The organism is Sphingobacterium sp. BIGb0116 (assembly GCF_024808035.1).
In the GTDB taxonomy this organism is placed as follows: Bacteria; Bacteroidota; Bacteroidia; order Sphingobacteriales; family Sphingobacteriaceae; genus Sphingobacterium; species Sphingobacterium paramultivorum.
In genome coordinates, this window is the sequence record NZ_JANUDT010000015.1 from 1 (window position 1) to 22618 (window position 22618).

A 22618-nucleotide genomic window follows, 5' to 3' on the forward strand; every position below is an offset into this window, starting at 1 on the left:
AATGGTCAAGTTGAAGGCCAGGTAAACCGAATAAAAAACATCAAAAGGAAAATGTATGGGAAGGCAGGCTTTGAGTTATTAAGAAAAATGGTTCTCGCTAAATGGGACTGTCCCACTAAGTGTGTAAATAGAAAATACGGAGTTCAGTTATGTTCCTTATAACTGGACTCTTTTTTCAAATAAAGTTAAGAACTGATTTAGGATAATGCCCCAATTATGAATAGGCATAGTCCACTTTTTAGAGATTTCTCTCAAAGCCAAATATACAGATTTTAGTACGGCATCATCGCTGGGAAATGACAGTTTATTCTTTGTGTATTTACGGATCTTCCCATTCATGTTTTCGATGATATTGGTCGTATAGATTATTCTTCGGATCTCAAGTGGAAAGTCGTAAAAGACGGTCAGTTCGTCCCAGTTCTCCTTCCATGATCTTACTGCATAAGGATACTTGGATTCCCATCTATCGGCAAAATCCGCCAGTGCGGCCTGTGCAGCCTGTTTATTGGGAGCATCATAGATAGGCTTCATATCCGCTGTAAAGGCCTTTTTATCCTTCCATACAACATATCTGCAGGCATTTCGGATCTGGTGGACAACACAGACCTGGGTGCTGCACTCAGGAAATACACTCCGTATGGTAGCGGAGAAACCATGGAGATTATCGGTCGCTGTAATCAGCATATCCTCTACTCCCCGGGATTTTAGGTCTGTCAGGATTCCCATCCAAAAACTGGCACTTTCATTCTTACCCAGCCACATGCCCAGAACTTCTTTATAGCCATCCCTGTTTAGGCCCACAGCAAGATAAATGGTCTTATTGACCACTTTGGAGTTCTCCCTGACCTTAAAAACAATGCCATCCATCCAGACAATCAGATAGACGTTGTCCAGCGGGCGGTTTTGCCAGGCGATCACATCACCCGCCACACGGTCGGTAATCCGGGAAATCGTCGATTCAGAAAGGTCAAATCCATACACATCGCGCATCATATTTTCTATATCCGAAACACTCATGCCTTTGGCATATAGCGAAACGATCACGTTCTCAACTCCGTCAATCATGTTCTTGAGTTTGGGAACGATGATCGGATTGAATGTACCATCGCGATCTCGGGGAACCTGAATCTCCAGATCTCCCTGATCACCACGAACCTTTTTACTCGTATGTCCGTTCCGAGAATTGCCCTGACAACTGCGCTCATGCTTTTCATAGCCAAGGTGGCCGTCCATTTCTCCTTCGAGCATTTGCGATACTGCACGTGCCTGTAATTCGCGGAAAAATGATTGCAGCTCTAAACCGTCCTTAAAACTCTTTAAGAACTCCTTGTCGTTTAATAGTGACTCCTTGTCAATCATACTCTTATAAAGTTAGTAAATAAAAAATGCGAAGTCCTTTCAAACTCCGCATTTCTATAACTTACACACTTTATGAGACAGTGTCGGATTTTACTTTTCTTGAAGCTCTAAAATATTGTACAGTATCCTTTAACTAAAAGCCATTAACTCATGACCTTTCTCACATACCGAAAACACCCTTGCAGCACCTTCAACAATAAAGGCCGCGTATTTACATACATCTATTTCCTGCAAAAGATATTGCCTCTTTTTGAGCCGCCTCGGTTTAAACTTTTCTTCAATAGCAGTATCGTCTTCAAGACTTAAACTCAATCCTGATTTTCTTCAATATATCTAAATAGGATTCGTAAATGCTGGTCAATGAAGAACTCTTACTAAAGGTATGTAAAGCGATTTTTAAACAACGAGTTTACTGAATGATTATAACGATACCAAAATCTTTCCCTTAACCTTGCGCATTTCTACTGCCTCATGTGCCTGGTCAATCTGCGCTAAGGGAAATATTTTTCCAATGGTTGGTCTATAATCGCCGGTCGCAAGACAGTTAGTGATATCTCCTACGGCCTTCCTTTTAAACTCTTCAGGAATCGTGTAGACATAAGCAAAACGTAATGCAACATTGCGTTTAATAAGGTCTAGTACTCCCACTGGTACAGTCTGTTCTGGCGAACTAACAGAATAAGTACTAATAGTGCCAGAATTATCCAGGCATCGAACATCGACATCGTAATTTGCCGCTAGATCCACTTCTACTATTTTAGAGACACCAGTACCCTGTGTTGCCATTCTGATTTCATCTTCAACATTTTCACTTCCCAAATGGATAACTAAATCAGCTACTTTCGAAAGTACTCCCTGCTTATCTTTAATATCACGTACAGTTGTGGCAACCCACGCTCCGGCCCACTTGGCCAAAAGAATGGCGGCCTCACCAACTGCTCCCGCTCCCCCTTGTACCAAGATCTTTTTGCCCTTTATATCTCCATCAGCAAATAAACAATAGTGTGCTGTTAAAGCAGGTACACCTAAGGACGCACCGACCTCAAAATTTACATCACTTGGCAACAAGACAGCACGATGAGCTTCGACAATTGCATATTCTGCTGCGGAGCCATCACTCTTTCCGTATTGCGCTTCATAAATCCAAACTCTTTGGTTAATTCTACTCTCCTCGACCCCTTCTCCGACCAGATCGATTACCCCAGCACCATCCTGATGCGGTATTATTCTTGAAAAAGGCATACTTCCCGTAAAGCCTGTCCTTGTTTTTATATCAGAAGGGTTAACTCCGGACACAGCGATTTTCACACGAACTTGTCCGGGACCGGGAAGAGGTATCGGAATTTCCTGCACTTTTAAAACTTCCGCAGCAGAACCTTGCTTTTCATAAAAAGCTGCCTTCATCTTGCCTTCAAAACTCATAACTAAAATATTTTTCGGGTATTTATCTTCTTAATATTGTACTGACCTTTTACAGAATCTGTGTTATGCCACTAGCTCAGTATATTTTTTGCGATATTGTCCTGGGGAAACTCCTTCCTTAGCCTTGAAAAATCGGCTAAAAGTCTGGATATTATCATAACCTAACTCATATGCGATTTCCTTGATTGATAGATTTGAGTAATTAATTTGCCGCCTAGCATGAATCATAATCCGATCATGAATAATGTTTAAGGGCGCCCTATCAGAAATCAGAGAAAACAGATTGGAAAGCGTTTTGGGAGATTTGTTCAGCTGGGAGGCATAGAAGGCTACGTCATGATGCTCTGCGAAATGTCTTTCAACCAAATAGTTAAATTCCCTGATAATATCGCCCTGACTTGCATCAATACGGTCAAAATTTTTATTCTGTCTTAAAATCCGGACAGAAAGGATAAGGAATCTCTTTAAAAGTGCTTGCAGCATATCTTGTTGCAATATATCCGAATTCTTCATCTCACTGCAGAAAATATCCCATGATTTCTCAAAATCACTCAACATGCTTTCCGAGATGGTTACGATAGGAATTTCGGCGGCTCCAAAGAAGAGCAGCCCCTTGCTACCAACCTCATTATCATGATTGACAATACAATAAAATGGCTGATTAAATCTTACCATTCGTGCAGATTCAAAAGTGATTTCATCTATGCGATGAAACTCTGTAAGAAAAATGATCTGGTTATGTTCAAGTACATAGGGAACTTTGTCGATGACCATATCAAGCTTTTTACCCGTATTCCATATAAATGTCATGTCAGTTTTTTTGACATTCAAAATGATATCTTTATCGGTTGGATTTAAATCGTAAATCTGTAAAACCTCATGCGAATTGTTAGTAAAGATCATAATTTGCTTTTCCCTGTTTTTTAATGTCCTATCAAGGTTACGTGTCTTGACATAACATTTGGTTAAACTCTTTAGTCTTCACAAACATACAATAGAGTTTTCAACTTGACGTTGACAAATATCAATTAGTAAAAATGTTTTGTTGCTATAGAAGTACTATTTCACACGTGGTTTTCTAACTCGGCTTAAAGTTTCTTTTGATACTCCTAAATAGGAGGCAATGTGATGAAGCGGAAATCGTTGTGCTATTTCAGGATAACATCGCAAGAACCGCTCATAACGTTGCAACGCATTCAAACTAATTGCCGCGTCCAGACGTTTCTGGGAAGCGATCTGATTATTTTCACTCATTTTCCAGAACATCCTCTGAATTGCAGGTATCTTAAGTAGCACCTCAAGGTCCTGTCTTTGAAAAACTAATAGATCTGTATCTTCCCAAGCCTCGATATAATAAATTGACGGAATACGATTTATAAAACTATCGCGATCTGTAATCCACCAATTCTCAATACATAACTGGTTGATACACTCCGTACCATTCTCCGGAATTGTGAATTGTCGGGCAGCACCTTTTAGTATAAATCCCGTGTAGGCGCAAATTTTACCTTCCTCAAGAAACAATTGCCTACGACGAAGTTTTTTTGGTTTCATGATACTGGCAACACGTTCTTTTTCACAAGTTAGCAGCTCCACATCGCTGTATCGTTCGATATAGTTAAAAAGCGGGTCATACATTATTTATTAATTTTTTTGGTAGCTCATAAATAGTACGTGTACCAAAAATAATAAAAAATCCCGCTTTTCAAAATACAGATTCAGACAACTTACTACAATTTTCGCTCAGATTCTTCGATCTGAAGGTCGTTCACACTAGCAAACCTCCTCTGCATCAGTCCATTTTCGTCATATTCCCAATTTTCATTCCCATATGCACGAAACCACTGTCCCTCAGCATCACGAAATTCGTATTCATAACGAACGGCGATTCTGTTATCTGTAAATGCCCACAATTCCTTTTTTAACTTATAATCAAGCTCCCTCTCCCACTTTCCAGTTAAAAATTCAATGATCTGCTGCCTACCGTTAATGAAGGTGGATCTATTTCTCCATTCACTATCAATGGTATATGCCTGCGCAACTTTTTCAGGGTCTTTAGAATTCCAGGCATCTTCTGCCAACTGAACTTTCTTTAAAGCTGTCTCCAGTGTAAACGGAGGTAAAGGATGTCTCTGTTCCATATTGTAATATTTTAGATTTATAATATTTTTAAAATTTTAGCTATCTTATAGCTGAGATGTTACTACCAGTAGTTCATTAGGGTACTGGTAGTAAAACATTTCTATCTTCTATTTGCTTAGCAATGAATCCTAAACTGAAAGAACCTTTCTATCAAGAAAATCATCTATGATCGCAGATATTTCCTCACCATGAGATTCAAGAGCAAAATGCCCTGCATCAAATAGATGAAACTCTAAGTTCTTAACATCTTTTTTGAATGCCTCAGCTCCTGACCCCGGAAAAATATAATCGTCTTTTCCGTAAACAATCAGCATTTCAGGTTGATAATCTCTAAAGTACTGCTGCCAGCTAGGATATAATGGCACATTTGTTTGATAGTCATAAAACAATGCCAGCTGTATTGCGCCGTTTTCTGGCCTTTCGAGATGTCTAAGATCAATTTCCCAATTGTCAGGTGAAATAACACTCTGATCAGGCACATTGTGTGTATACTGCCATTTCAAACCATTAAGATCATGGAAGCCTCTTAACGTATTTTCGGCTTCTTTGTTGTTTCTGTCAGCCCAGTATGCCTTAATAGGATCCCAAAAGGCTTCTAATCCCTCTTCATACGCACAGCCGTTCTGCACAATAAGGGTATCAATCTTCTCAGGACTTGCGCTCGCGATTCTGAAACCGATAGGTGCACCATAGTCCATCAGATATAAACTATACTTTTGAATATCGAGCTTATTCAGCAGAGCGGTAATTATTTTGGCGAAATTGTCAAATGTATATTCAAATTCTGCCATCGGGGGCTGCTCGCTTCTACCATACCCAGGATAATCAGGAGCAATCAAATGGTATTTATGAGACAAGGACTGGATCAGATTGCGGTACATATGTGAGGACGTAGGATACCCGTGAAGCAAAACTAATGTCGGCTTGCTCTTATCTCCAGCCTCTCTGTAAAAAATGTCTACTCCGTTGATTTTTTCTGTTTTAAAAGTTGTTTTCATTGTTTAAATATTTATAAGTGATTAATTCTTTTCAATTGGTGCCAGTTTTGGAAAATCAATATCTGTATCGGCGAGGATATTGACATAGTTTGTGAAAATACTAAGTGAAACCTGAGCTAAAATTTCAACGATCTGCTGATCTTCATAGCCTGCAGCTCTTACATTGGCTAACGCTTCCTGAGAGACCGCACCACGGTTATCCAAAATTTCTTTGCTGAAAATCAATGCTGCATTTATCTTTGGATCCGTAGAATTAGCGTTTCTCGCACCGACAACATCTTCATCTTTGATACCCATTTTGCCAGCTACAAAACTGTGGGCTGAATTACAATAATTACATCCGTTTTCATTTGCGACTGTCAAAGCGATCAACTCGCCCAATTTACCGCCAAGTGAAGAAGCGGCAAGAGCACTGCTAAATCCAAGGTAACCGTTAAGTACCGCTGGAGAATTAGCCATCGTTCTCATCATATTGGGAACCATGCCCATTTTGGATTTTACAACATCTAAAAATTCTTTTGCTTTTCCGGTAGCTTCTGCCGGATCTACTGTTTTAATACGTGCCATAATATTGTTTTTTAATTTTTAATTTGTTTTAAGTAATTTGATAGTACAAAGTTGATCATAATAACAAAGCGTCTGTTAGTCACCATTTCCCGAATAGTTATCAATTTTTCCTATTCTAAAAAATATTCGTTTTTCCCATTTTCAAATAGTAACTACAGCTAGCGAAGGATTTTTGAGAGATTAGGACACAAGGTTTTACGATAGCCAAATTGACCTGTCGGATCTAATGGTAGTTTAGTATACCCACTAATTTTTGGCCGTTCGGACTTGTCCAGTCAATTGCCAGTTCAGAAATAATCTGGTCGACAGTTGTAATAATGGCTCCAGCAGCGCGCATGCGAGCTAGCGCCAGTTCATCACCATACTTCGTATATGAAGCAGATGCATCGGCAGAGACCTGCACTTCATAGCCCTCATCTAGCATCTGTAAAACCGGGAAAGTAACACAGATTTCCGTTGTAACTCCGGCTACAAACAACTTTTTACGTTCCAAGGCTTTTACCGCATGATTAAAACCATCGTGATGCATTGCATTCACAATGCCGGGACGCTTGATACGCGCTGCAAATGCCTCTGGTAAAATCTCCTCAAGTTCCGGAATTAAAGGACCCTGGACATTTTCTTCCATACTGGATGTCAATACGACTGGAAGGTTTAAGGCAGCTGCAATTTTAGCCAGTTTAATGGCATTTTGCTTGACAAGATTGATGTCATGTGAATGTGTCCAACCCATTGTACCTATTTGGTGATCAATTAAAAGTACTGCTGAATTTTCCGGATTAAAAGCTTTAGTGTGCATAGTCTTTCTGTTTAAATTAGTTGATTTCGTAACGACCAAATTGATCGGCGATTGACACAAATATGCCCTAATTTCTACTGTTCAACGATGACTTTTGCTAAAAAAAAGTATTGATAAATGTCATTATCTCGCAAACTTGAGTCACGAAGATCAAGAAAGTGTAAATTCCAAAAAGAGCAATATGCAACGTAATTTTTTACAACAATTTGCCTTAATCACAATTCATTTACAGCTATACACTTCTAGAAATTTCCAAAATATATAGGACTGATCTGGTGACTTTAGTCAAGGTAATTTTTTGACAAATGTCATCCTTTTTTAGCGAAATATGGAGGAACTTAGCCAATAGATAATACAAGAAAATAACATAAACAATATTAAAATGATCGTTATGAAAAAAATAGCAATTAATGGATTTGGACGTATCGGACGTGCGGCACTTAAAATAATAACAGAAACTGAAGGCCTGGAGGTCGTTGGAATCAATGATTTGATGAGTATCGAAAATGCTGCATATCTGCTAAAGTATGATAGTAACTATGGAAAATATGAGAAGGATGTAAAGATAGAAAATGATAGCCTCATAGTGGATGGAAAAAGAATAAAGTATACCAGCCTGCGGGAAATTGAAAGTCTGCCCTGGAATGATATCAGTGCAGAAATAATTATCGAAAGTACCGGAATTTTCACCAACAAGGCAGATGCGGAGAAACATCTAACTGCAGGTGCAAAATTTGTAGTAATCTCAGGTCCTACTAAAGATACGCCGACAGTCGTACATGGCGTCAATACTGAAGACGGCAAAGTTTCGGTATTTTCATGCGCTAGCTGTACCACCAACAATATAAGTCCCGTGATCGAAATATTGGGCAGAAGACTTGGTATCAAAAAGGCTATACTCAACACAACACATGGTTATACTGCCTCTCAGACATTGATAGATGCTCCATCTAAGAAAGAACCTAGAATGGGCAGAGCAGCAGGTATTAATCTTGCTCCAGCAGCCACCGGTGCCGCAATAGCTACGACAAAAGCACTTCCGCAGTATGCCGGTAAATTTGACGGTATAGCAGTCAGAGTACCAGTGCCCGTGGGATCCATATCGGATATTACTTTTGTTTCCGAAAGACCAACGACTATCGAAGAGATAAATCAAATCCTGATCGAGGAATCTCAAACGGATCGTTATCGTAAAGTTCTTGCAGTAACCGACGAGCCACTTGTATCTACTGATATCATTAAAAGTGCCTTTGCCGCCACTGTTGATATGGAAATGACAAGAGTTGTCGATGGTGACCTTGTAAAAGTGATGGCCTGGTACGATAATGAATGGGGGTTTACCAACCAAATGATCAGACAGATAGAGTCTATTTAATATTAGATCGATGAATTATGCTAATATCGCCTTCACCGACATTATAAAGGCTCTACAGGAAAAAAATGGCAGCCGAGCTGCCTACGACCGTATGCAAAAGTTCAGCTATGTAGATGGCCTTAGCATTACAGAAGAGAATTTTATCCGGGAAATGGACAGTTTCTACATGGCATCTTTCGGAGAAAATGGGTTTCCATATATACAACATCGCGGTGGATCAAAGGGCTTTTTAAAAATCATCAATAAAGATACGATCGGGATCATTGATTTTAGTGGTAACAAACAATTTATATCTGTTGGTAATATCACCACGAATCCGAATGTCTCTTTGATAATGGTATCCTATCCCAAACGTGCAAGATTAAAAATTTACGCTGAAGCTGAAATCTTGGAAATTAACGACGATCCGGGATTGTACGACTATCTAAAACCCGAAAATTATAAATTTAAGGCAGAGCGAATATTGCTATTTCATATTAAAGCATACGACTGGAACTGCCCTCAACATATTGTACCTCGCTATAGCGAAGTAGAAATCGAAGAGATAATACAATCAAAACTACAATACATTGAAAGACTGGAGACTGAACTATCCGATCTAAAGAAAAAACTGAGGCAATAATAATTGACTAACAAAAATTTATCCAAAAATACTATGCAGAGCAAACAAATATATGTCACTTACCTCGGTGGTCCCACAATAATTATTGAGATCGGAGGATTGACATTTATGACGGATCCCACGCTTGATCCGGAGGGAACTTTTTTTAAACTAAATGAAACGATGACAGAAAGGAAATTGGCAGGTCCTGCGCTCTATCCTGAAAAGTCTGTCGATATTGTCCTTTTGAGCCATGACCAGCACTTCGACAATCTGGACGGTTTAGGACGGTCTTTTTTGAAAGAGGTCGGTGAAGTTCTAACTACTAAGGCGGGTGCAGAAAGGCTTAAAGCAAATTCAATAGGACTTGACCCACATCAGCAGCGTACTTTCACAGCTCCGAGCGGAGAAAAAATTAAAGTTACCGCTACACCCGCACGCCACGGTCCAGCGGGAATCGAAAAAATTACGGGTGATGTGATCGGGTTTCATATTGAAGTTGATTCGCCTGATGGTATTCAGCTGTATATTACCGGCGATACGGTATACTACAATGAAATCGAGTCACTTTCCAAGCGTATTAGACCGGACTACATATTTATTTTTGCGGGGGCTGCACGACCACGGGGGCCATTCAATGTGACCATGGGTACAAACGATGCCCTTGATACGGCGGCCGCGTTTCCAAAGTCCATCTTGATCCCTGTTCACTCCGAGGGCTGGTCACATTACACAGAAAACAATACAAATCTAAGAGAAGCATTCCAAATTCTAGGAATTGAACATCAGTTAAAAGTACTTGAGCCAGGTGTTCTTACTGCACTCTCTATTTAGATAAAAAGTTTTTACTAGCAAACCATTTTTTAACAGAACAAATTAAAACAACGAATTATAATGACTAACAATTCGAAAATTACAACAAATGCCGGATCAACAGTACCTCACTATCAAGATTCACTTACAGTAGGACCAAGAGGTCCAGTGCTATTGGAGGATTTTTTCCTTCACGAGAAAATGGCCCAGTTTAACCGCGAGAGAATTCCGGAGCGTATCGTTCACGCAAAAGGAACCGGTGCATTCGGGAAATTTGTAGTTACTGGCGATATCACGAAATATTCCCGGGCAAAGATTTTTTCGGAAATCGGAAAAGAAACTAAAATGTTTGCACGATTTTCTACCGTTGGCGGTGAAAAGGGATCTGCTGATGCTGAAAGAGACCCAAGAGGTTTTGCATTGAAATTTTACACCGAAGACGGAAACTGGGATTTGGTGGGGAATAACACACCTGTATTCTTCATTAAGGATGCGAAAAAATTTCCTGATTTTATCCATACTCAAAAAAGAGATCCGCATACAAACTGCAAAAGTCCGACTGCGATGTGGGATTTCTGGTCACTGAATCCAGAATCACTGCATCAGGTTCTCATCCTAATGTCTGACAGAGGAACACCGAGAACCTTTAGAAATATGCATGGATTCGGGAGCCATACTTTCACGCTGATCAATTCCTCAGACGATGTTGTGTATGTTAAATTTCATTACAAAACAGCACAGGGAATTGAAAATTTTACTAATGAAGAATCGGTAAAGATGAAGGGTGAAGATCCTGATCATGCACAGCGTGATCTTGTTAATGCAATTGCTAATGGCGATTTCCCTAGATACAATGTTTCCATTCAGGTAATGACATATGAACAGGCAAAAAACTTCCGCTGGAACCCCTTCGATATTACCAAAACATGGCCACAGCAGGAATATCCATTAATAGAAGTAGGATATTTTGAACTCAACCAGATTCCGGCAAATTATTTCCGTGACGTGGAACAGGCGGCTTTTTCACCCTCAAATGTTATCGATGGAATTGGCTTCTCCCCTGATAAAATGCTGCAGGGACGGATTTTATCATATCCAGACGCGCAACGATACAGAATCGGATCAAATTATCAGGATCTACCTGTGAACGCATGCCCATTTATGGTAAATAATTACCACAGGGACGGTGCCATGAAATTTACAGACAACGGCGGGGCATCACCCAATTATTTTCCAAATAGTTTCGATGGGAATTACGAAGACCCGGTCTACAAGACGAAAACTTATCAGCTGGAAAGCAACACTGTGGCTCACTTCGACAGAAATGAAAATGATGATGACCACTATACACAGCCAGGTATTTTATTCGATAGGGTAATGTCCGAGCAGGATCGTCTGAACACCATCAGTAATATCGTTGGAGCAATGAGCGGTATCGAGGGGCCTAAACGAAACGAAATAATCATGCGCCAATTGTGTCATTGGTTTAGAGCCAGTGTTCCTCTGGGAATGGGAGTTGCCAAAGGCCTTGGAATTGATATGCAGGAATTGCAGCAGCATATGCCAAGATAATGTACAACTTAGAATTAGTTGAACGGAACAAAAAAAAAGCTATTTTTTTAATCCATCCGTTGCTATTCTTTCTAACAGTCCTCCACCGGTATATTTAGTTGCTAATGGAGATGTTCTAAAATAGACAACAGCATGAACCCGAAGGAAGCCTTTTAATAAGGCTTCCTTTAAAATATCACATTGAACTGAAAATATGATCTTGCAGGCATGTCAGTTTGAACTAAACAGCGTGATTATAGCAACAATTAGCCTGTGGCAGAATGCAGAACAATGAATTAGTAAGTATAAATATCACTAAGAAATTTTACTAAAATGAACAACAGAGAACATCCCATTCAACCAAAGTATGTCTCGCAATGGGACGGAGTAATACAGGCAAAATGTCCTAGATGCCGTATAGGTAAAGTATTTTCCGGACCGGCGTACGGTTTAAAAATGCAAAAAATGAATCTTAACTGCCCGCATTGTAATCTAAAATACGAACGTGAACCGGGTTATTTTTATGTCGCTATGTTCGTCAGCTATGCCATGAGCGTAGCAGAAATGATCACAATAGCCGTAGCAGCCTATATAATTGGCTTACCTTTAAACTTTGAACACCTTTGGTACTACCTCAGTATAATCTTTGCGGTTGTTATTTTGTTAGCGCCATTTAATTACCGCTATTCACGCATGGTTCTTTTATACTGGCTGACACCGGGTTTAAATTATGATCCTCCGAAATCTTGAGAACCAATAACAGATGAAATCCAAATTTAATACTCTGCGGTAAGTTCATCCCGCAAGGTAGGTTGAAAAAATACTTTGTACTGGCCTGCCAAAAATATACTTATGATTTACTCCATCCAACCTTCTTTTATTATAATCCCAGATTATTTGGTGATTGGAATTGTTACTCTAAGAACAGAACGGGTTCCCGCGGGCCTATTCCGGGCATCGGTCTCAAACATAACCTTGGCCTCAAACAAAAGTCCCTGAGGCGCAAAATAGGCTAGTCCGGGTCCAATACCGAGCACGCTTTCGCGCGTATCGCTTATTTGATACTTATTTTGGTAGTAGTTTCGGTCGCCAGCGAAACTATCCTGTTCAAACTGCTTCAGATAGTACGCAACCCCCTCAACACGTAGCGCCGGTATAATGGCGTAATCCACTGAATAGTTCCCATTATAAAAAGCGCCAGCTCTTTCCATGGAACCGATCGTCCTAGAATTGAGGTTCAATTGATTCCTTGCACTTATGCTGATCTTGTCAGTCAACATCATGGTAAAAGCATGGTACCCACTGAAACCCCACAGGTGTGCAGAAGGATTGATCTGATATTCATTTGAGTAACTTCCAAGAGGAATGTTAACATCAATTTCAGCACGATGGTGAAATGCTTTTCCGAATAACTTTTTGTCGGACCACTGAATGGCCGTACCATAAGTGAGGTCACCAACTACCGAAGGATTAGCCCTGGGAATATGTGGGCCACTGCCCGAACTATTAATCTGAACAACCGGAATTAGAACCATGAAAGCTAGCTTTCCCTTAAAAACCTCAACCGGTGAAAGATATATTAGCTGATTTATCTGAACGATGGAGTTGATCTTCAGGTCTGAGGATGTCTTTCTTCCTGCCCCGTCATAGATAGAACGAGTATTGAAGATCTGGGCAAAACCTTGATATACGAATCCCGGCTCACCTGCAAATCCATCAAAAATGTTTGCACTACCAAGATTTGGCGGCGGAAGTACCGGATCCTGCCCATAAACAACACCGCACGAAATTGCCGTAACTAACGTTACCGATAAGAATCGGATAGCTCCTTTCATTTTTCTAATAAATTCCCTTTTACATGTTTTCATTCTACAAATTTATTTAACGGCTTAGGGCTGGACGTTGACATTAGACAATAAATTTTCGTGACAAAAGTCAATTTTATTTACACTTTACTTGAGGTCAGATATTTTCGAAATCATCTTATCTGCATACTGTCTGTAAATTAAAATGGTCCCAAAAGAGAATATAGACATACCAAGTGCGGCAAAAGACAAAACGGAAATGACCTCTTTGGGAAGTATAAAAGCCAGAAAAGGAAAAGCATATACCGCTGGCACATGCATCTTAAATAATTTCAGCATCAGGTACATAAAAAGAAGGTCCGCAACCGAAACTATGAGCCAGTTGTTTACTGTGAGGAAGAAAAAGACCCCTATCGATGCTGAAAGAAATAAAACCGCAATTTGTTTCAGGGCAATTTTTATACTATACATCTTCATTGAAAGTGATTCATAGGTCACAACAGCAACAGGTGGAATTATTGCCATCTGGCCATAGCCAAGAACTGTAGCGATAGCAACCCATGCCACCAGGATTCCGAAGTAGAGCAATAATGTCCTGCTATCAATCGTTGACTTACGGTCACTCCCTTTATTTAAACGGAATATATAGACTGAAACCATTAGAACAGCTGTTGTTGATAGGATTGCAGCAAGAAATGAAAATGAATGTGCTTGGGAAACAATGGGCAGGAATCCTGTAGCTAACGCTGGGGGCAAGCTATACCTAAAGCTATACATCAATATAAGCATTAATATAAGTACAGCGACCAGTTTCATGCCGTAAGGTATTTCCAAAAAATTGATGGAAAATCCAATTATCGCCGTAAGAGAAGGCAATATAAATATCTTCTCTGGCTGTCTCATCCAGGACTGTTCTCGGAATGCAAAAATTGCGACTGCCATCGCAGCAATTTCTGGAAGAATTACCTCTCGATCTGCAAAATGTACCGCCGTTGCCACCATTAGTAGAATAAAGATAAAAGCAGCTGTGTATGATAATATCTCTTGCTTTTTGCTTAGGTTGTGATTGTTCATCTTATCTGTTAATTTTATATTGTTAAGTATTTTATTTTAAGAATCAGAGGCCTTACTGATTCCCTCCTGTTTATTTTCTAAATATTGTAGAACCACCATTAAGCTCTTGAATCATAAAGGGCAAATCCTTCACAGATTAGTACTTTTTTCCAGATTTTGATGATGACACTACAAAGTTGCGATTTTCGGAAAGTTTAGGGTTAGCCACAATTTCCCAAAGAGTTGGCATTTTTTCATTATCTACATTTTTCTTCCTAAAATCCTGGTATAACCAGATTCTAAAATGCCCTGTATAATGAAAGGCTTTTTAAAGTGAACAACAGAAAAGAGCAAATAACTCAATTTAGAATTGGACGTATTTCTAAGCTCATAATTTCATTAGAAAAAGCATATAATCTTAAGCAGGAGGTTTGATCAATAATAAACTACTGAACTCTGATACCTGTAATTCTGTATGAATGCCTGGGAGCAATTCCATTCGGTACAAAGCGGAATTTATTCTCCTCTAGCCAATTAAAAAATCATGTTTTATGAATGTCTTTATGAGCTATGCCTGTTTATTGTAAGATCTAAGCATAATCATTGACTTTTGTCACTAATCTTTTGTGATAAAGGTCATCGTCTCCGGGACGTGTACAGGGCTACATTTGCTATAGAAACTTTATTTAATAATTTAAAAAACAAGTCTTATGAAAAAGTTTAAAATCGAAGACACAGTAATTTTACTGATCGATCACCAAGAAGGAACAATTAATTTTTCTGCGAACCGTGCACATGAAGTAATCATCTCCCGTGCCCGTACGTTAGCACGATTAGCCAAAGGGCTCAACATTCCTGTTATTCTAACCTCAAGCCAGGAGGATCTGCAACAAGGTCCACTCTTAAAAGACCTACAGGAGATTTTACCTGTTCAGTTCGCTGAACGTGTTAAACGCGACGGTATTACAAATGCCTGGGATGATGAAAACTTTAGAAATGCCGTATATAAGGCAGCTGACGGCAAAAAAAATATCGTGATGGCCGGTTTGACTAACGATGTTTGTATTGTATGGCCTGCAATAGACATGCAGGAAGAAGGTTTTGATGTTCAGGTTGTTATTGACGGCGGGGGATCACCTACTGAGATCGCCGAAGATGTGGCCCGCAAAACATGGGAAGCTCAAGGTGTAAGAACAACGACGATCAGTCAATTTATATCCGAGATCATCGGCAGCTGGGCTTCACCTGAAGGTGAAATTGCCAAACCAATTGTGATTGAAGAGGTCTATTCACTTCTGTTCAAATAAATCCAGATCAGTAAAACGAAGCAGCTTTTAGGATCTCTGGCCCAAAGACTGGGAAGACGACGAGCGAAAAAGATCTGCTTATCCATTCAGCAGTTAGCTGATTTATCCAAATAAACGGAAGGCCTGAAAGAAATCAGATACTTCCGTTTATTTTTTTCTGCTCTTAAGTATACACCCCAAACCAGTAACAAATCACAATTATTTACCAAATGGTTCCTAATTGCGTATGTTTTTATATAAATAAATCAAACTTTAAGCACATCTTACTCAGAAAAAGCGCGCTTAAAAGATTGGTATTGTAATGCCTTTAAGTGAAATCAAAAGAAAAACTATTTAGACCTAAAATAGCTAAAAATGAAGAGAAAGATCGGTTTAGCGCAAGCGCTGCTTTCTGATCCTGCTAAGCGTTTCTCTGGATATTCCAAGGTAGGAAGCTATCTGATGGAGCGGAAATCTCTGAATCATTTCGGGATGAAGCTCGACAAAACTTTCATATCGCTGTAAAGCACTCAGACTTATTGCGTCATCGACACGCTTTACCGAAGCTATGTGGTTATTTTCACTCATTTTCCAGAACATTTCCTTAATTGCGGGAATCTCTAACAATGGATCAAGATTAGGCCGTGGTAATACAAGGAGCTCCGTATTTTCCCAGGCCTCAATAAAATATTTTGAAGGTGTCTGATTGATATAGCTATTCCTGTCAACTATCCACCAATTCTCAATGGCAAGTTGCAGAATATATTCGAGACCATGACTATCAACACTGAACTGTCTCGTCGCTCCCTTTAGAATAAAGCCCGTATATGCACAACTACTGCCCTCTTCTAGAAAATACTGCTTTTTCCTAAGCTTTTTTAGCAGGAATAATGACTGTATCTTCTCCTTCTCATCCTGGGACAAAGTTGATTTGCTGTAACGCTCTATATAATTAAAAAGTGGTTCGTACATTGGAAGTATTTTTAGACTGCGACTGGTAAAGTCGCTATAGATCAAATTTAAGAAAAAATCCCATCTTTCTAGATATCGGCATTCTACTTAAACAGACAAAATAAAATCGCTCAGACATTTTTTTCAGAGCGATTTTATAAATCTAATGCTTAAACGTAAATTCTTATTTAACCTTTCTGTCAAGAAAATCTTCGATGATGGCCGAAATTTCCTCACCGTGTGACTCCAGTGCAAAGTGCCCTGTTTCAAATAGATGGAATTCAAGGTTTTTCACATCTTTTTTAAATGCTTCAGCTCCCGATCCAGGAAAAATATAATCATCCTTACCGTAAACGATCAACATTTCTGGTTGGTAATCCCTGAAGTATTGCTGCCAGCTTGGGTATAGAGGAACATTGGTCCGATAATCATAGAACAGAGCCAGCTGTATTGCTCCATTTTCTGGTCTCTCTAAATGTCTAAGATCTATTTCCCAATTATCAGGGGAAACGACACTCGGGTCAGGGACGTTATGGGTATACTGCCATTTTAGTCCATTTGTATCATGGAAACCTCTTAATGTGTTTTCAGCTTCTTTATCGTTGATATTTTTCCAGTAAGCCTTGATCGGATCCCAGAAGGCTTCAAGTCCCTCTTCATAGGCACAACCGTTCTGTACAATCAACGAATCAATTTTCTCAGGATTTGCACTCGCTATTCTAAAGCCAACAGGTGCCCCGTAATCCATTAAATAAAGACTGTATTTTTGAATATCAAGCTTATCCAACAGAGCGCCGATAATCTTTGAAAAATTATCAAAGGTGTAGGCAAACTCACTTATCGGCGGTTGCTCGCTCCTTCCGTAGCCAGGGTAATCAGGTGCGATCAAATGATACTTATGAGAAAGGTCCTTGATGAGATTTCTGTACATATGTGAAGAAGTGGCATAACCGTGCAACAGGACCAGAGTCGGCCTATTCCTATCACCGGCTTCTCTATAAAAGATTTCCACACCGTTTATTTTTTCAGTTTTGAATGTCGTTTTCATTGTATAAGATATTTAGAATGTTGGTCTTTCCGATTAATTTTGAGATAGCACGGTCAGTTGTGGAAAATCAATATCGGTATCTGCTAAAATGTTCGCGTAATTAGTGAAGATGCTCAATGATACCTGTGCCAATATTTCAAGTATCTGAGGGTCATCGTAACCCGCTGCCCGTACTCTTTGTAAAGATTCATTTGAAACTGCACCTTTTGTCTCAAGGATCTCTTTTGAGAAAAGCAATGCGGCATTTACTTTTGGATCTATTGAAAAAGCATGTCTGGCATTCTCAATGTCCTCAGTATTTATTCCGATTTTCCCACCGATGTAGCTGTGTGCGGCATCGCAGTAGTTACATCCATTCTCGTTCGCCACGGTCAATGCGATAAGTTCACCTAATTTGCCCCCTAATGAAGAGTAGTTAAGACCTGCGTTGAAGCCTAAATAGGCATTGAGTACAGCAGGAGAATTTCCTAAGGTTCTCATCATATTAGGAACCATTCCCATTTTACTTTTAACAATGTCAAAAAGTTCTTTTGTTTTTCCGGTAGTTTCTTCCGGATTTAATGCTTTAATGCGTGCCATAATATTATATTTTTAATTTTTTTTTATTGTCAATATGTTTCTCATTATCAACAGTACAAAGTTGCATGTTTACATAGGGTATGAGTTAGGCAGCATTTCCCGAAGTGTTATCAATTTTTCCAGTTCCTGATATTTTCTTTTAATAGGTCCCTTATAAAAAAAGAATAGTCCGGTATAACTAACATTTCAGGAGGCACTCCCCTCTTTTATAATTACTCGGGAGTAAGGATATGAGCTGATCAGAGCAAGAAGGCTTAACTTCTCAATAGTTTACTTTAAAAGAATTCAGCAGGAACAGCTTAATTTATATCCAGAATTTAAGTGTCCCCTTTTTATATGCTTATACTTTAAATCATCCAAGAGAAAATATGCTATACAATAGTATGATTACGGTTTTGCACAGCTTAAAATCACTGAATATTTTCTGACGTTTTGTTAATCCAAAACAAATTAATCGCCTATATCTAAGTTTCTTACAGGTAATAATTGACTTTTGTCACAGTTTTTTTGTAGCATATGTCAACGAGCTAGGAAATACAATGAACATAACTTTGTCATATACAAAAGCACTAAAGAGCTTAATGTTAAAACAAGTAAATAATATAAAATATCTAATTATGCACACAAAAGCATTTAACCCAGAAAACGCAGCAATGCTGCTCATTGATCACCAAGTAGGAACTATGGCATGGACCCATTCGCATGACATCAATTTGGTAAAACAAAATGCCATTAAACTTGCCAAAATCGCAAAGGCACTCAACATGCCCGTGATACTGACTTCCAGTATGGAAGAATATGTTCAGGGACCATTGATTCCAGAGCTGCAGGAACTTTTACCCGAGGCATTCGCAGCACGGATCAAACGTCCGGGAATTGTAAACGCCATGCACCATGATGGTTTTAATGAGGCAGTAAAAGCCCTCGGACGAAAAAAATTATTTGTGGCGGGAGTTACCACAGAGATCTGTGTTACTTTCCCGGTTTTACAGATGCTGGACGAAGGTTACGAAGTACAGGTTTCCGCAGATGCGTCCGCTTCCTACACACAATATGGCGACAATTTAGCCCTGGAGAGAATGAGACAGGCTGGTGCTATAATTACAACTGTTGACCAGATTATTTCTGAACTTGCCATTGACTGGACAAGCCCAAATGGACAAAAACTCGTGGGAATTTTAAACTACCACTAAGTACATGACCGCAAGAGGTGCAGCGTAAAAATTGACGATGTTCCTTTTGCTTTAACTATAATATTAAAGCTATGAGAATTATTAGAGCTTCTGAAAAACATACCCACGGAAATCGTTCTTTCCAGGTCAACATTTTATATCCAGGCGCCAATCTCGGCAATGTGGATACCGGCTATCTAACGGTCGGTAGAATTGATCACGCATCTTTTAGACCTCCTGGTTTAGTTCCGATGCATCCTCATCAAGACGACGAAATCTTCTCCTATATCCGATCAGGAGAAATGGTTCATACGGACAGTACAGGACATCAAGAACATCTAGATTCCTCTTATATGATGCTAATGAACGCGGGAACAGGGATTTCACATGAAGAACGTGCTGTGTCCGATGTAGAAATGCTGCAGATTTTCATGCGCCCTTCACAGAACAGCTTACCACCACAGGTACATTTTAGCGAGTTCGAAAACATCTATAGTGAAGACGTCTGGAGACTTGTTGCAGGCTATGACGCAAAAGCACCTTTAAAGTTAAGGGTACAGACCAATATATACGATATACACTTACTTAAAAAATCTTCGGTGACATTTCCGGATCATAAAATTCAGAATACATATCTGTTGTACTGTTTCAGCGGAAGCTTTAAGATCGGTGACCATACTATCACAAAAGGAGACAGTGTTATTGTTGATGAAAATCACACTTTAGAGGCACTTTCTGATAGCGATCTTGTATTGTTTGAAATAAGAAAGGATGCGGTGTATAGCGAAACAGGAATGTTCAGTGGAAATAGATTTCATTAGTATCATTCATTAGCAAAATATCTCTAAAAAGCCCTTGAATTAATCAAAGGCTTTTTTATTTTGTTTACCAAAGCACGTTAATAAATAATCCTACACTCCTACATCATTTTATAATATCTCTTAACTGTTGCAAACCATGACCAGTTGTTATTATTATTCTTTCCTTGAAAAAAATAAAAAATAGAGATCAAAAGAGGCCTTTAAAATAGAGTTTACTTTCCTAATTTAGCTGGCGCACTGTAATATGTACTTTTCCTTCTTCATCTTTCCAAAAAGGTCCCTTCACCTTTATCTTATCCCCTACCTCATATTTTTTAAAGCTTCCAGCATTTTTGCCTAAATTGACAATACTTATCGTTGCGACATAGTCTTTCCCATCCTCACTTTTAATCGTTGCCATATATCCATCCTTACCATTTTCTGTGTGCATCACAGTGCCTGTAACAGAAATTGTTTCCTCCTTGTTTTCGACCCGCACATCATTATTTTTTCTTGTCGTACAGCTTGTTGTTAATAGTAGCCCAAAAGTTAAAAGGAGTATAGTGTATGAAGCCTTCATCTGATATTATTTAATAGTAGAACAAAAGTAAGATTTTTCCAAGATGAACCATCCTATTACAAATGAATTTTGTGTTAAAGCCAAAATTGCTATCAAAACAATGACAAAAATGCTGTGATCTGTCGTCATCGTTTTATTATTAGAAGCGTTATCAATAGCATTTCATCATTGCATTCACCTTTCAAAAATATGATCAAATAAATTTACTTTAATAATGTCTCAGTGCAAGCATAATTTGTAACATAAAAATCGAAAACTTAATCGAATCCACTATGGTCAGATAACTCAACAATCTTTGTAGCCAGAATAAGGGTCGGATCAATCAGGGCGATCTGTTGACCGTCTATCTGGATTTAGGCTTCCTCGGGAAATAGCAACGGGAGTTCAGTACAGCCCAAAATGAGCGCCTTTGCCCCCTTTCTGGCCAGGAAATCTGCCGCCTTAAGGATATTTTCCTTACAGGTCCCCGTTTAAATCTTTGCGATATCATCCGGGCAAAACAGACCTTTCAATCCGCAGACGCAGTCCATATACGATTCTCTCAAGTAGCTCCTCAGGCTACAGATCTCTAAAGATTATACCGTTCTTGGTCAGTTTATAGGATCTTTTCTCAAAAATCTCTTTCATGATCATCCAGACCTGATCCATGATCTGAAATGATCTCTTTGAGCTTGCGTCGATTTCGCAAAGAAACCCAGTAAAAGAAATTTTTTCTATATCGTACTGCCGATCATCATACTTCCGCACCAATTTACCCGCGACAGGGGGATAATCAACCGTTATTGTCTTTAAAAAAGTTTTATTGCGGTGAAGTTCATCACAGAAGGCACGAAGATACTTATTGAAAGGAATTGTACGCCCTTCCGGGGTCTGTATCATAGCATAATCTGCGAAATGCATTGCCATGATCCGATTCTCCTCACTGATCTGTATACTTCCAAGATCGATGGTTAGGATATTAGGACGTCTAACGGTTATATTGTTGTGTATCTCCAGTTCCGCCAGGGTCACGTCCCGAACAGCTTTCCCTGTACCATCGTCAAATTCACGTAGTTCGACAAGCTTGATTCCAAGATGTTCCGCATAGGTCACTGTATCCCTGGTAAAGCCCATTTTAGAAACTATTATGCCACTTGCGATAGCACAGTCGATCATGATATTATGCAGTTTCATAACCGTGTCCTTGGTTACTTTATCTTTTAGAAATTTGCATTCGATGGCACAGAGAACCGGTTTGCCCTGATCCAGCTGTTCCGTCAATACATCCACCTGATGCTTCACTGTCGATTTACCTACAACCTTGCAGTCTTTACCATAGCCCTTAACTTTTATGCCGTACTTCGCGCCGAGCATTTCATAGATATATTTCGTGATTGCCTCGTATTCCTGCCAGGTCAAATCTGACGAACTCTTATTTTCCATAGTTTAATGATCAAATACCGGAACCATAAAATTAAGCGATTTAGTTTATCGGATAGGGAACAAAATAAATTATCGGTGATTTTAGTGTTTTATCCTCCGTCGACCCTATCCTCAAAATAATGAAATACCCACCACCATTGCCCTGTTGTCGACACCCGCAGGCCGTAAATCGCCACTTTGATCCTTACTTTAAAATTCATTCATCAAGAACTTACATATTCCTCAACCTCAAAACGTTGACATTTATCACAATAGAAAATTAAAATCAGCGGCCTCGATAAACGATTGTGACAAA

General features: G+C 39.3%; 23 protein-coding genes. 8 read left to right on the top strand and 15 right to left on the bottom strand.

Annotated features, from left to right (window positions below):
• Nucleotides 1-156: 156 nt before the first annotated feature.
• The 8 genes from M2419_RS26915 to M2419_RS26950 all read right to left on the bottom strand — a co-directional run bounded on the left by M2419_RS26915 (nt 157) and on the right by M2419_RS26950 (nt 7287).
• Nucleotides 157-1359: an IS256 family transposase gene (locus M2419_RS26915; protein WP_259256302.1), complete on the bottom strand. Its 1203-nt coding sequence runs from the start codon at nt 1357-1359 to the stop codon at nt 157-159.
• Between the two features lie 420 nt (nt 1360-1779).
• Complete coding sequence (locus tag M2419_RS26920) at nt 1780-2781, bottom strand: NADPH:quinone reductase (protein WP_202883759.1); 1002 nt, start codon at nt 2779-2781, stop codon at nt 1780-1782.
• A 63-nt stretch (nt 2782-2844) separates the two neighbouring features.
• Nucleotides 2845-3684 carry an AraC family transcriptional regulator gene (locus M2419_RS26925; protein ID WP_259256304.1) on the bottom strand — a complete coding sequence of 280 codons (840 nt, stop codon included), beginning with the start codon at nt 3682-3684 and terminating at the stop codon, nt 2845-2847.
• A gap of 156 nt (nt 3685-3840) precedes the next feature.
• Entirely contained in the window at nt 3841-4419 is a 579-nt protein-coding gene (locus M2419_RS26930; RefSeq protein ID WP_072963426.1) for a Crp/Fnr family transcriptional regulator, read from the bottom strand.
• Nucleotides 4420-4511: 92 nt separating this feature from the next.
• Complete coding sequence (locus M2419_RS26935; RefSeq protein ID WP_259256306.1) at nt 4512-4922, bottom strand: nuclear transport factor 2 family protein; 411 nt, start codon at nt 4920-4922, stop codon at nt 4512-4514.
• Between the two features lie 129 nt (nt 4923-5051).
• On the bottom strand, nt 5052-5921 hold the full coding sequence (locus tag M2419_RS26940) for an alpha/beta fold hydrolase (protein ID WP_259256307.1): 870 nt from the start codon (nt 5919-5921) through the stop codon (nt 5052-5054).
• Between the two features lie 21 nt (nt 5922-5942).
• A complete protein-coding gene (locus M2419_RS26945) occupies nt 5943-6488 on the bottom strand; it encodes a carboxymuconolactone decarboxylase family protein (protein ID WP_259256308.1) in 546 nt (181 codons plus the stop codon).
• Between the two features lie 223 nt (nt 6489-6711).
• Complete coding sequence (locus M2419_RS26950; protein ID WP_259256310.1) at nt 6712-7287, bottom strand: isochorismatase family protein; 576 nt, start codon at nt 7285-7287, stop codon at nt 6712-6714.
• A gap of 391 nt (nt 7288-7678) precedes the next feature.
• On the opposite strand from M2419_RS26950, the gene M2419_RS26955 reads away from it, so the two are divergent.
• The 5 genes from M2419_RS26955 (at nt 7679) to M2419_RS26975 (ending at nt 12377) form a co-directional block, all read left to right on the top strand.
• Nucleotides 7679-8662 carry a type I glyceraldehyde-3-phosphate dehydrogenase gene (locus tag M2419_RS26955; RefSeq protein WP_072963572.1) on the top strand — a complete coding sequence of 328 codons (984 nt, stop codon included), beginning with the start codon at nt 7679-7681 and terminating at the stop codon, nt 8660-8662.
• 10 nt (nt 8663-8672) lie between these two features.
• Nucleotides 8673-9284 carry a pyridoxamine 5'-phosphate oxidase family protein gene (locus M2419_RS26960; protein ID WP_259256311.1) on the top strand — a complete coding sequence of 204 codons (612 nt, stop codon included), beginning with the start codon at nt 8673-8675 and terminating at the stop codon, nt 9282-9284.
• A gap of 33 nt (nt 9285-9317) precedes the next feature.
• Nucleotides 9318-10097 (top strand): MBL fold metallo-hydrolase, encoded by a 780-nt coding sequence (locus M2419_RS26965; RefSeq protein WP_259256312.1) that lies wholly within the window; start codon nt 9318-9320, stop codon nt 10095-10097.
• 60 nt (nt 10098-10157) lie between these two features.
• Nucleotides 10158-11648 carry a catalase gene (locus M2419_RS26970; RefSeq protein ID WP_259256313.1) on the top strand — a complete coding sequence of 497 codons (1491 nt, stop codon included), beginning with the start codon at nt 10158-10160 and terminating at the stop codon, nt 11646-11648.
• 444 nt (nt 11649-12092) lie between these two features.
• Complete coding sequence (locus M2419_RS26975; protein ID WP_310442779.1) at nt 12093-12377, top strand: DUF983 domain-containing protein; 285 nt, start codon at nt 12093-12095, stop codon at nt 12375-12377.
• 143 nt (nt 12378-12520) lie between these two features.
• Here M2419_RS26975 and M2419_RS26980 read toward each other — a convergent pair whose 3' ends face one another.
• Both M2419_RS26980 and M2419_RS26985 read right to left on the bottom strand, forming a co-directional pair.
• A complete protein-coding gene (locus tag M2419_RS26980) occupies nt 12521-13495 on the bottom strand; it encodes a transporter (protein ID WP_259256315.1) in 975 nt (324 codons plus the stop codon).
• 84 nt (nt 13496-13579) lie between these two features.
• Entirely contained in the window at nt 13580-14506 is a 927-nt protein-coding gene (locus M2419_RS26985) for a hypothetical protein (protein WP_259256316.1), read from the bottom strand.
• Nucleotides 14507-15195: 689 nt separating this feature from the next.
• On the opposite strand from M2419_RS26985, the gene M2419_RS26990 reads away from it, so the two are divergent.
• Entirely contained in the window at nt 15196-15792 is a 597-nt protein-coding gene (locus M2419_RS26990; protein ID WP_259256317.1) for an isochorismatase family protein, read from the top strand.
• A 372-nt stretch (nt 15793-16164) separates the two neighbouring features.
• Here M2419_RS26990 and M2419_RS26995 read toward each other — a convergent pair whose 3' ends face one another.
• From M2419_RS26995 to M2419_RS27005, 3 genes are all read right to left on the bottom strand, one after another.
• The gene (locus M2419_RS26995; RefSeq protein WP_072963389.1) at nt 16165-16743 is read right to left on the bottom strand and encodes a Crp/Fnr family transcriptional regulator; all 579 of its coding nucleotides are present in this window, start codon (nt 16741-16743) and stop codon (nt 16165-16167) included.
• A 163-nt stretch (nt 16744-16906) separates the two neighbouring features.
• Nucleotides 16907-17770: an alpha/beta fold hydrolase gene (locus M2419_RS27000; RefSeq protein ID WP_259256318.1), complete on the bottom strand. Its 864-nt coding sequence runs from the start codon at nt 17768-17770 to the stop codon at nt 16907-16909.
• A gap of 33 nt (nt 17771-17803) precedes the next feature.
• Nucleotides 17804-18349 carry a carboxymuconolactone decarboxylase family protein gene (locus tag M2419_RS27005; protein ID WP_072963384.1) on the bottom strand — a complete coding sequence of 182 codons (546 nt, stop codon included), beginning with the start codon at nt 18347-18349 and terminating at the stop codon, nt 17804-17806.
• Nucleotides 18350-18966: 617 nt separating this feature from the next.
• On the opposite strand from M2419_RS27005, the gene M2419_RS27010 reads away from it, so the two are divergent.
• A complete protein-coding gene (locus tag M2419_RS27010) occupies nt 18967-19542 on the top strand; it encodes an isochorismatase family protein (protein ID WP_072963569.1) in 576 nt (191 codons plus the stop codon).
• Nucleotides 19543-19613: 71 nt separating this feature from the next.
• Nucleotides 19614-20342: a pirin family protein gene (locus M2419_RS27015; RefSeq protein ID WP_259256324.1), complete on the top strand. Its 729-nt coding sequence runs from the start codon at nt 19614-19616 to the stop codon at nt 20340-20342.
• A 220-nt stretch (nt 20343-20562) separates the two neighbouring features.
• On the opposite strand, the gene M2419_RS27020 is transcribed toward M2419_RS27015, so the two are convergent.
• Both M2419_RS27020 and M2419_RS27025 read right to left on the bottom strand, forming a co-directional pair.
• The gene (locus tag M2419_RS27020; RefSeq protein ID WP_259256325.1) at nt 20563-20901 is read right to left on the bottom strand and encodes a hypothetical protein; all 339 of its coding nucleotides are present in this window, start codon (nt 20899-20901) and stop codon (nt 20563-20565) included.
• 558 nt (nt 20902-21459) lie between these two features.
• Entirely contained in the window at nt 21460-22323 is an 864-nt protein-coding gene (locus M2419_RS27025) for a restriction endonuclease (protein WP_259256326.1), read from the bottom strand.
• Between the last annotated feature and the right edge of the window lie 295 nt (nt 22324-22618).